The organism is Duganella sp. GW821-FHT01E12 (assembly GCF_059422325.1).
Map to the genome: position 1 here is coordinate 1121950 of NZ_JBWKWR010000001.1, position 10819 is coordinate 1132768.

9 protein-coding genes are annotated in these 10819 nt (G+C 70.1%); 8 read left to right on the plus strand and 1 reads right to left on the minus strand.

Going from position 1 to position 10819, the window contains the following annotated elements; all coding sequences use genetic code 11:
- Window positions 1–46 precede the first annotated feature (46 nt).
- The 8 genes from AC07WS_RS04830 (at window position 47) to AC07WS_RS04865 (ending at window position 10411) form a co-directional block, all read left to right on the plus strand.
- Entirely contained in the window at window positions 47–1954 is a 1908-nt protein-coding gene (locus AC07WS_RS04830) for a TnsB C-terminal domain-containing protein (RefSeq protein WP_494727943.1), read from the plus strand.
- A gap of 313 nt (window positions 1955–2267) precedes the next feature.
- On the plus strand, window positions 2268–3875 hold the full coding sequence (locus tag AC07WS_RS04835) for a flavin monoamine oxidase family protein (RefSeq protein WP_494727944.1): 1608 nt from the start codon (window positions 2268–2270) through the stop codon (window positions 3873–3875).
- On the plus strand, window positions 3872–4285 hold the full coding sequence (locus tag AC07WS_RS04840; RefSeq protein WP_494727945.1) for a c-type cytochrome: 414 nt from the start codon (window positions 3872–3874) through the stop codon (window positions 4283–4285). The genes AC07WS_RS04835 and AC07WS_RS04840 overlap by 4 nt, the downstream gene beginning before the upstream one ends.
- Before the next feature lie 11 nt (window positions 4286–4296).
- Window positions 4297–4809, plus strand: a complete 513-nt coding sequence (locus tag AC07WS_RS04845) for a RidA family protein (RefSeq protein WP_494727946.1) — start codon at window positions 4297–4299, stop codon at window positions 4807–4809.
- Between the two features lie 44 nt (window positions 4810–4853).
- The gene (locus AC07WS_RS04850) at window positions 4854–7322 is read left to right on the plus strand and encodes a TonB-dependent receptor plug domain-containing protein (RefSeq protein ID WP_494727947.1); all 2469 of its coding nucleotides are present in this window, start codon (window positions 4854–4856) and stop codon (window positions 7320–7322) included.
- A 149-nt stretch (window positions 7323–7471) separates the two neighbouring features.
- Complete coding sequence (locus tag AC07WS_RS04855) at window positions 7472–8305, plus strand: alpha/beta hydrolase (RefSeq protein WP_494727948.1); 834 nt, start codon at window positions 7472–7474, stop codon at window positions 8303–8305.
- 161 nt (window positions 8306–8466) lie between these two features.
- Complete coding sequence (locus tag AC07WS_RS04860) at window positions 8467–9687, plus strand: helix-turn-helix domain-containing protein (RefSeq protein WP_494727949.1); 1221 nt, start codon at window positions 8467–8469, stop codon at window positions 9685–9687.
- Between the two features lie 49 nt (window positions 9688–9736).
- Window positions 9737–10411 (plus strand): Vgb family protein, encoded by a 675-nt coding sequence (locus AC07WS_RS04865; RefSeq protein ID WP_494727950.1) that lies wholly within the window; start codon window positions 9737–9739, stop codon window positions 10409–10411.
- A 6-nt stretch (window positions 10412–10417) separates the two neighbouring features.
- On the opposite strand, the gene AC07WS_RS04870 is transcribed toward AC07WS_RS04865, so the two are convergent.
- Entirely contained in the window at window positions 10418–10792 is a 375-nt protein-coding gene (locus tag AC07WS_RS04870) for a nucleotide pyrophosphohydrolase (RefSeq protein ID WP_494727951.1), read from the minus strand.
- Window positions 10793–10819 lie beyond the last annotated feature (27 nt).

A 10819-nucleotide genomic window follows, 5' to 3' on the forward strand; every position in this document is an offset into this window, starting at 1 on the left:
AAGGAGCACGGAATGACCGCATTGTTTCTACACTCCCGAGGCGCCGATGCTGCTGCGGAATGACCTGCTGCAGTACACGCACCCCGCGCCCCGCACGCTGCGCGTGCTGTGGATCGCCCCCGAGCAAAGCCACGCCTATGTGTTCGACGTGGCGGCGCGGTCGGCCGACGTCGAACTGGTGGCGCTGCCGCTGCTGCAGGCCGACCTGCGCGCCGGCCGCGCGCGCGTGCTGGCGGCCGATCCCTACTTGATGGTGGTCAGCCAGGAGCTGCTGCCGCCCAAGCACCTGCAGCTGCGCGAGCGCGCGTGGCGCATCGTCGAGGCGCTGGTGGCGCAGGAGCCGGGCATCTACGAGGCGCGCCTGCGCGGCCAGCTGGTGGCGCAGGCCACCATCGCCCACGGCGTCTCCCATCCGACCATCTACCGCTACCTGCGCCGCTACTGGCAGCGCGGGCAGACGCCCAACGCGCTGCTGCCCGACTACTGCAACTCGGGCGGGCGCGGCAAGGTGCGCCAGGCCTCGGCCGGCGTCAAGCGCGGCCGCCCGCGCAAGAACGGCGCCGGCGACGGCCCGGGCCTGAACGCCGACGAGGAAATCCGCCGCACCTTCCGCGTCGCCATCGCGCACTACGCGGCGGGCCACGCCAAGTTCTCGCGGCTGGGCGCCTACCAGCAGATGCTGGCCGACTTCTTCGGCGGCCGCCGCATCGACGCCGGCAGCGGCCGCGTGCTGGCCGCGCCGGACGCGCCGGCGGCCGTGCTGCCGACCTTCGGCCAGTTCAACTACTGGCTCGACCACGACGACGACCGCCCGCCGGAGGTGGCGCGCCGCAGCGCCGCCGCCACCGCGCGCGGGCCGCAGCCGGCGGGAGCCGGTCTGGTCGCGGGCGTCATCGCCGGCCCCGGGGCTGACGGCGGCGCGGGCCCCGGCTCCTCCGCCGGCCATGGCGTCATCGACGGCGACCGGCAGCCGCAGATCGACGGCCGCCCCGGCGCCTGCTTCCACCTTGACGTGGTGCGCGCCGAGGTGCAGCTGGTCTCGCGCGCCGACCGCCAGCAGACCATAGGCCGGCCGCTGGTGTACGTGGCGGTCGACGCCTTCAGCCGCATGGTGGCCGGCGTCTACATCGGCATGGGCGCCGCCAGCTGGCAGCACGCCATGCTGGCGCTGGCCCACTGCGGCGCCGACAAGCAGCGCTACAGCCAGCAGTTCGGCCGCCGCATCGATGCCGGCCAGTGGCCCAGCCGCCATCTGCCGGACACGCTCTCCACCCACGCCGCCCTGAGCGGCGGCGCCCAGCGCGACACGCTGCTCAACAACTTCAACCTGCGCTGCGTCGCCGCCAACGACGGCCCGGACGACTGGCGCGCGGTGCTGGCCAAGCGCTTCCAGCTGCTGGCCCCGGACGCCGCCGGAACGCCGTGCCGTCTCGACGGCGTGCTCGATCTGGACCAGTTCACCCGCATCGTCATCGACTGCATCCTGTACCACAACAACAGCGCGCCGCTGCCGCACGCAGGCCGCGCCACGCCGCGCGCGCTGTGGGAGTGGGGCGTGGCCCAGCGCGGCGGCAGCCTGAAGACCTACCCCGAACAGCTGCTGCGCTGCAGCCTGATGCCGGTGGCGCAGGCCACCGTCACCGCCGATGGCATCGAGCTGTTCGGCATCGCCTACACCTGCGCGCGCGCCATCACCGAGCGCTGGTTCGAGCGCGCACGCTCGCGCGGACAATGGCATGTGCGGGTGGCCTACGATCCGGCCGGCATGGAGATGATTTATTTGTTGGACCCCAACGCGCCGATGCAATACCACGCCTGCCACATGGCCGACGGCGGCAGCGCGCAGCGCCACCTGGCGGCGGCGGAAATCGCCATGCTGCCGCGCCCAGTTCCCACCATCCCAGCAGCGCCCCTACGTAGCACTACGCACGCCGTCGTCAGCTTCGCCAACTGAAACACCCACGGCGCTGTCCAGCGCCGTGCATTCCACTTCCCTCCATCCCGGTGCGCGCCTCTCGCTGGTGCGGCGCATCGCCTTCGCATCCGACTTTTTCGCGCCGCCGGCGCAAATAAAGTCTGTCGCCGCCGCCGCCTTTTCATGCCTCTGGCGCGCCGGCCATGGGGCAGCGAAAGAACATTGTTTTATGTCGTTCAGCCTTATGCCATAAGGATCGCTTCAACGGCGAAGCATGTTTATTTTGTCCCGCTCCGTGGCACGCCGATTGCTAGACAGGGGCTATGGAATCGCAAGTCACGAAAGGGCGTCGATGAATAGCAAAACAGTAAAATCGTTTAAATCGTTTAGTTCATTTACTCGAAGGGATTTCCTGTACCGCGCGGCAGCGGTCGGCGGCACCGGCCTGCTGCTCAACACCATGAACGCCTGGGGCATGGGCATGGATTCGACGGCGTCCGCGCCGCCGGCGCTGAGCGGCAGCGGCAAGGGCAAGAAGGTGCTGATACTGGGCGCCGGCCTGGCCGGCATGACCGCCGCCTACGAGCTGGGAAAGCTGGGCTACCACTGCCAGATCCTGGAGGCGCGCGCCTTCGCCGGCGGCCGTTGCCAGACCGCGCGCAAGGGCTTCAGCCTGACCGAACTCGGAGGCGAAAAGCAGACCTGCGATTTCGACGACGGCCACTACATCAACCACGGCCCATGGCGCATCCCGCTGCACCACCAGTCCACGCTGCACTACACGCGGCTGTTCGAGGTGCCGCTGGAGGTCATGGTCAACGATAACGACCACGCCTTCGTCTACTCGGAGAACGCCGGCCCCTACGCCGACAAGCGCATGCGCGTGGCCGAGATCAAGGCCGACATGCGCGGCCACGTCTCCGAGCTGCTGGCCAAGTCGGTCAAGAACAAGCAGCTGGACCAGGAGCTGACCGCCGACGACCAGCGCCTGCTGCTGGACTACCTGGCGCACGAAGGCCAGCTGGCCGGCGCCGACCTGCAATACAAGGGCCGCAGCGGCCGTGGCTTCACCGTCAACCCCGGCGCCGGCCTGTCGCCGGGACCGGGCACGCCGTCCGATCCGCTGGGCTTCAAGGATTTGCTGGCCTCCAAGCTGGGCAACGTCTACAGCGCGGTGCAGGACTTCCCGATGCAGAACACCATGTTCCAGCCGGTCGGCGGCATGGACGCCATCGCCAAGGCGTTTGAAAAGCGCGTCGGCAAGAACATCCGCTACCGCGCCGAGGTGCAGACTATCCGCCAGAACGACAAGGGCGTCACCGTCACCTACAAGGACACCGGTACCGGAAAAAGCGCCAGCATCGGCGCCGACTACTGCCTGGTGGCGATGCCGCTGTCGGTGCTGCGCCAGATCGACACCGACTTCTCGGACAAGTTCAAGAAGGCCGTCGCCACGGTCGCCTACGCGCCGGTCGGCAAGATCGGCCTGCAGATGAAGCGCCGCTTCTGGGAGGAGGACGAGCACCTGTACGGCGGCCATATCCTCACCGACCTCAAAGGCATCAACACCATCTCGATGCCGTCCTACGGCTGGCAGAAGAAGAAGGGCGTGCTGCTTGGGTACTACCAGTACCAGACGGCCGCCATCGAGACCAGCGCGCTGTCGCCCAAGGAGCGCGTGGCGTTCGCGCTGGCGGCGGGGCAGAAGATCTTCCCGCAGTACACCGAGAACTTCGAGAGCGCGTTCTCGGTCGCCTGGCACCGCGTGCAGTACAACCTTGGCGGCTGGGCCGAGTGGACCGAGAAGACCCGCGCCGCCGCCTACCCGATCCTGCTTGAAGGCGAGGGCCGCGTGCTGCTGGCCGGCGAGCACCTGAGCTACCTGACCGGCTGGCAGGCCGGCGCCATCGAATCGGCCTGGCAGCAGATCGCCAAGATCCACGAAAGGGCCAGCGCATGAAGGAAGCGTTGATTAAGACGGCGATGGCGGTGGTCGCGCTGCTGGCCGCCGGCGCCAGCTCGCCGTCGCGCGCGCAGCAGATGGACGGCAAGGCGCTGTTCCTGAAGAACTGCGCGGCCTGTCACCAGCCCACCGGCAAGGGCATACCGGGCGCCTTCCCGGCGCTGGCGGGGAACAAATTCGTGCAGGGGAAGGGCGCCGACGTCGCCACGGTGCTGCTCAAGGGGCGCGGCGGCATGCCGGACTTCAGCGACAGCCTGAGCGACGTGGAGATCGCCACCGTGCTCAGTTTCGTGCGCAGCAGCTGGGGCAACCAGGCATCGCCGCTCAGCGAGTCCGAGGTGCTGGCGCTGCGCGACGCGCTGCAAGTCGACCATTTTAGCAACGGCCAGATGTCCAACAAACACTGAAGGAAGAACGCATGAAAAAAACTATCGCCTCCCTGTTGATCCCGGCCGCATTGGCGCTGTTGCCCGCCGCCGCGGGCGCCGCGCCGAAAGCCGCCGCCGACATCGTCCGCCACAAGATCCCCGGCTCGGACTTCCCGATCGCGCTGGCCGTCACCGTGCCGTCCACCGCCACCATCCACTTCGTCAGCGGCCAGGTGCCCGCCATCGCTGACGCCAGCGCCGCGCCGGACACCGTGGCCGCCTTCGGCGACACCAGGACGCAGTCCGAATCGGTGCTCAAGAAGATCAAGGAAGTCCTGGAGGGCATGAAGCTCGACATGAGCGACGTGGTCAAGATGACCGTCTACCTGGTCGGCGATCCGGCGAAGGGCGGCAAGGCCGACACCAAGGGCTTCATGGAGGCCTACACCCAGCACTTCGGCGGCGCCCAGACCAAGCTGCCGGCGCGCGCCGTGGTGCAGGTGGCGGCCCTGAGCAATCCGGGCTGGCTGGTGGAAATCGAAGTCGTCGCCGCAAAAAAATAATTACGCAGCAGGTCTTACTTTTTTTCATTCAATGGGGATTAACTATGCATAAGGCCATACTCAAGACCGGCGTCGCCGCCGTGCTGTCCACCCTGGCGCTGGGCTCCGCCTACGCCGCCGCAGCGGGCGCCGACGACAGCGCCGCCGCCACGCCGGCCGCCGAGCCCACGGGCGACGCCGTCGTCAGCGCGGTGATCGTCACCGGCACGCGTTCGAGCGGCATCAAGGTGGAGAACAGCGCCTCGCCGATCCAGGTGCTGGACTCGGCCTCGCTGCAGCGCACCGGCCAGCCGGACCTGATCCAGGCGCTGGCGCAGAACCTGCCGTCGTTCACCGCCCAGGCCTTCGGCGGCGACACCGCCAACCTGACGCTGTCGGCCCGCCTGCGCGGCCTGAGCCCCAACAACACGCTGGTGCTGATCAACGGCAAACGCCGGCACGGCACCGCCAACCTGGCCGTGCTGGGCGGGCCATACCAGGGCGGCGCGGCCGCCGACCTGAACTACATCCCGGTCTCCGCCATCGACCACATCGAAGTGCTGCAGGACGGCGCGGCCGCCCAATACGGCTCCGACGCCATCGCCGGCGTGATCAACATCATCCTCAAGTCGAACAACCATGGCGGCACCGCCAGCGCCACCGGCGGCGGCTATTCCGACGGCGGCGGGCGCACCGGCGACGCCTCGGCCAACATCGGCGTCGAGCCGTTCAAGGACGCTTATCTGAGCCTGACCGCCGAATCCAAGTACCACGGCTACAGCGACCGTGGCGGCATCGACCCGCGCGTGGTCGACCCGGCCAACATGGCGAAGTATCCCGGGATGTTCCAGCAGGCCGGCTACCCGCACGTCAACCACATCTCGGGCGACGCGCAATACCACCTGAACGTGTTGGCGGCCAACTTCGGCTACGACTTCGCGCCGGACAGCCAGCTGTACGCCATCGCCACCTGGGGCCACAAGGAGGCGCGCGCCTACGAGAACTACCGCCTGCCGAGCCGCCTGCCGAAGGTCTATCCGACCGGCTTCTCGCCGAAGGAGACCATGAAGCAGGACGACTATGCGCTCACCGCCGGCGTCAAGGGCGTGCTGGCCGGCTGGAACATGGACCTGAGCTCCACCTACGGCAAGGACACCAGCAAGATCGGCGTGGCCGATTCGGGCAACGTCTCGCTGTTCACCGACACCGGCAGCACGCCGACCGTGTTCCACGCCGGCGCCTTCATCGCCAGCCAGCTGACCACCAGCCTGGAGGCCAGCCGCGAGTTCGCGATCGGCTGGGCCAAACCGCTGAACGTGGCGGCCGGCCTGGAGCACCGCATCGACAAGTACGAGATCGAAGCGGGCGATCCGGCCTCTCGCTACAAGGAAGGCTCGCAGTCGTATCCGGGCTTCTCGCTGACCGACGCCGGCAGCCACCGCCGCACCAACGAGGCGGCCTACATCGACCTGGCCGGCAATCCCGTCACCGACCTGACGCTGGACCTGGCCGGCCGCTACGAGCACTTCAGCGACTTCGGCAACGCCAAGGTGGGCAAGTTCACCGCCCGCTACGACATCTCGCCGCTGGTGGGCGTGCGCGGCACCTTCAGCAACGGCTTCCGCGCGCCGACGCTGGCCGAGGAATACTACTCGGCCACCAACGTCGGCCCGACCACCGCCTTCGTGCAGCTGGCGCCGAATTCGGCCGGCGCCAGGCTGGTGGGCGTGGACGGCCTCAAGCCCGAGCGCTCGACCAACTTCAGCCTGGGCCTGGTGCTCAATCCGGCGGCCAACCTGGCCATCACGCTGGACGCCTACCAGATCAAGATCCGCGACCGCATCGTCGGTTCCGGCGCGCTGTACGGCTCGGGCGGATCGGTGAACTCGCCGGCGGTGGTGGCGGCCATCAAGGCCAACGGCAATGTGCTCGACAACACCGTCAGCCAGACCGGCATCAACATCTTCTCCAACGCGGTCGACACGCGCAGCCGGGGGCTGGAGTTCGTCGCCACGCTGAACCAGAGCTACGGCACGGCGGGCAAGGTCGACTGGTCGGTGGCGGCCAACTACAACAAGGTGGAAGTGACCAAGATCAACCAGGCGCCGGCCCAGCTGCTGCCGCAGACGCTGCTGGACCAGACCGCGATCTCGGACCTGGAGACCGCCTCGCCCAAGGTGCGCATCAACCTGGGCGCCTTGTGGAAGATCGGCGCCTGGACCATCAACCTGCGTGAAGCGATCTACGGCAAATCGTCGGAGTACGGCAGCGAGGACGGCTCGGTGTACCACCTGACGGAGATCTCGGCCAAGGCGATCACTGATCTGGAGGTGGGTTACAAGATCAACTCCGCGTGGTCGGTGGCGGTGGGCGCCAACAACCTGTTCAACAAGTATCCGAACGGCGTGAACCCGGCCTTGCTGGCCGACCAGCGCGCGGCCGGCGACAACGCGGCGGTCAACATCCTGCCATCGTTCTCGCCGTTCGGCATCAACGGCGGCTACTACTACGTCCGCGCCAACTACAAGTTCTAACCCCCGGGGCAACCCGCTGGGGTCAAGTCTGACAATCGGACACGAGCTCCGCCGTAGCGGCTACTACGGTGGAGCTCGTGTCCGAATGTCAGACTTGACCCCAATGTTTTTGCGTGTAGCATGGCGGCATTGTCCATTGGAGCACACGCATGTCTCACCCTATGACTTTGCCGGAGTATATGGCGCTGGAAGGGCCCGCGCCTTCGCTGCATCTTGCCTACGGCGCGGCGCCGTCCCAGTTCGCGGAATTGTTTCAGCCGGCCGGCGATGGCCCGTTTCCGGTCGCGTTGATCGTCCACGGCGGCTGCTGGTGCAAGGAGTACGCGGGTATCTCGCAGATGCGCAATATCGCCGGCGATCTACAGCGGCAGGGCGTGGCGGTGTGGAATATCGAGTATCGCCGCTTCGATGAGGAGGGCGGAGGATACCCCGGCATGTATCTGGATGTCGCCACCGCGGTCGACCGTCTGCGCGCGCTGGCGCCGCAGTGGCGGCTCGATTTGTCGCGCGTGGTGCTGGTCGGACATTCGGCCGGCGGACATCTGGCGCAGTGGGCGGCTGCGCGCGCGCGGCTGCCGCGCAGCAGTCCGCTGTTTGTGGCCGATCCGCTGCCGGTGCCCACCGTCATCAGCCTGGGCGGCCTGGCCGACCTGCGCAACGAGGAACAGCTGATCAAGACCAGCTGCGAGCGCGACATCGTTCAACTGGCCGGCAGCCCCAGCGCCGAACGGCCGGACGTTTTCTCGGATACTTCGCCGGTCGAGCTGCTGCCGTCGGGCGTGCGCACGGTGCTGATCCACGGCGAGTTCGATACCATCTCGCCGCTGCGCGCCGGCCAGGACTACGCCCGCCGCGCCCAGGCGGCCGGCGACCAGGCCGAGGTGATCGTGCTGCCCGGCGGCAGCCATTTCGACGAGGTGGCCGCCACGTCGCCGTCGTGGAGCATCGTCTCGGCCCAGATCCGCAAGGCGCTGGGCCTGTAGCGCCCAACCCGGCCAGTCGGGCCGCGCCAGTCCGGCGCAACTTCGGGCCGCAGCACATCAGGCGGCCCCGGTTCGGCGCCACGTCAGGCGTCGGCACGTCGGCCGGCAGCCCCGCCGCAGCGCCCGCGCCGGGCCGCTGCGCGCCGGTGTATGCTGTCGCCATGGATTCCCTGATCGCCGCGTCCGCGCGCGCGCTCGCCGCCGGCGACGCGCTCGGCGCCCTCAAACGTGTCGCCCTGCGCGACGATCCGCCGGCGCTGGCCCTGCGCGGCATCGCCATGGCCCAACTGGGCGAGCACGGGCGCGCCCGCGAGCTGCTGCGCCGCGCCGCGCGCGCCTTCGGCTCGCATGAGGAGGTGTCGCGCGCCCGCTGCGTGGTGGCCGAGGCCGAGGTGGCGCTGGCCGTGCGCGATGTCGCCGGCTCGCCGCGCGCGCTGACGTCGGCCCAGGCCGTGCTGTCCGCGCACGCCGACCACGCCAACGCCCTGCACGCGCGCCTGATCGCGGTGCGCCGCCTGCTGCTGCTGGGCCGCCTGGACGAAGCCGGCGCCGCGCTGGCGCGGCTCGATGGCCAGGCGCTGCCGTCGGCGCTGGCGGCGGTGGCCGAACTGGCGTCGGCCGAACTGGCGCTGCGCTCGCTGCGCGTGGCGCCCGCCGAGGCGGCGCTGGCCCGCGCGCGCGCGGCGGCCGAACGCGCCCGCATCCCGGCGCTGCTGGCCGAGGTGGCCGAGGCCCGCGCCGCGCTGGAGCGCCCGGCCGCGCGCCGCCTGGCGGCCGGCGCCGAACTCTCGCTGCGCCTCGACCAGGTGGCCGCGCTGCTGGCCTCCGGCACGCTGGTGGTCGACGCCTGCCGCCGCGGCCTGGCCAGCGGCGCCGCCTGGCAGCCGCTGGCGCGCCGCCCGGTGCTGTTCGCGCTGGCGCGCGCGCTGGCCGAGGCCTGGCCGGGTGACGTCTCGCGCGAGGCGCTGATCGCGGCCGCCTTCAACACCCGCGATCCCGACCAGACCCACCGCGCCCGCCTGCGGGTGGAGATCGGCCGCCTGCGCGCGCTGGTCAAGGCGCAGGCGGGCGTCGCGGCCACGCCGCGCGGCTTCGTGCTGCGGCCGGCGGGCGCGGGCGGCGTGGCGCTGCTGGCGCCGCCCGTCGACGGCGAGCAGGGCGCGCTGGTGGCGCTGCTGTCGGACGGCGCGGCCTGGTCGACCTCTGCCCTGGCCCTGGCGCTGGGCGCCAGCCAGCGCACCGTGCAGCGCGCGCTGGCCGAGCTGGAGCAGGCCGGCCGCGCGCGCCCCATCGGCCAGGCGCGCACGCGCCGCTGGCTGGCGCCGCCGCTGGCCGGATACACGACAATCTTGTTACTCCCCGCGGCGCTGCCGTTGGCATAAAGTGCTCTTGCGGCGCCGCTCCCGGCGCACCAACCCTCAGGAGGCAGCAATGAACGCGAACACCAGCACATCCCGGCTCCAGCCCCAGGTCGGCACGGCCGACATCGTGCGCGAGTACGGCCCCTTCGACGGCGCCGAGCGCATCCACGGCGTCACCCACGACGGCCGGCGCGTGTGGGCCGCCACCGGCGCGCGCCTGATCGCCTTCGATCCCGCCAGCGGCGCCACCACCGCCGCGCTGGACGTCGCCTGCGACGCCGGCACCGCCTTCGACGGCACCCACCTGTACCAGATCGCCGAACGGCGCATCGACAAGATCGACCCGGCCAGCGGCAAGGTGCTGGCCTCGATCCCGGCGCCCGGCGACGGCTACGACTCCGGCCTGGCCTGGGCCGAGGGCAGCCTGTGGGTGGGCCAGTACCGCGACCGCAAGATCCACCAGCTCGACCCGGCCACCGGCGCCGTCATCCGCAGCATCGATTCGAACCGCTTCGTCACCGGCGTGACCTGGGTCGACGGCCAGCTGTGGCACGGCACCTGGGAAGGGGAGGAGAGCGACATCCGGCGCGTCGATCCGCGCAGCGGCGAGGTGCTGGAGCGGCTGCAGATGCCGGCCGGCGCCGGCGTCAGCGGCCTGGAGTCGGACGGCGCCGACCTGTTCTACTGCGGCGGCGGCGCCAGCGGCAAGGTGCGCGCCGTGCGCCGGCCGAAGCAGGCGGCCTGAAACGGCCTAGTACTGGTCGTACTTGCGGGCGTCGCCGCGCACCCGTTCGGCCGGATACTTGGCGGCGTTGAGCGCCATCTTCTCCTGCGCGGCGGCGTGCAGGTCGACCCCGCACCGGTCGGCCAGCTGCACCAGGTAGAGCAGCACGTCGGCCAGCTCGTGGCGGATGCCGGCGCGGCGGGCGTCGTCCAGCTCGGCGTCGGCGCCGGTCTGCAGCCACTGGAAATGCTCGGCCAGTTCGGCCGCCTCCACCGTCAGCGCCATGGCCAGATTCTTCGGCGTGTGGAACTGCTGCCAGTCGCGCTCGGCGGCGAAGCGGCGGGTCAGGTCGCGCAGCGCGGTCAGGCTGTCGGGCGCGGGCGCAGGGCTGGGGGTGGTCATGGCGGTCGGCGGCGTTGGGAGGAACGG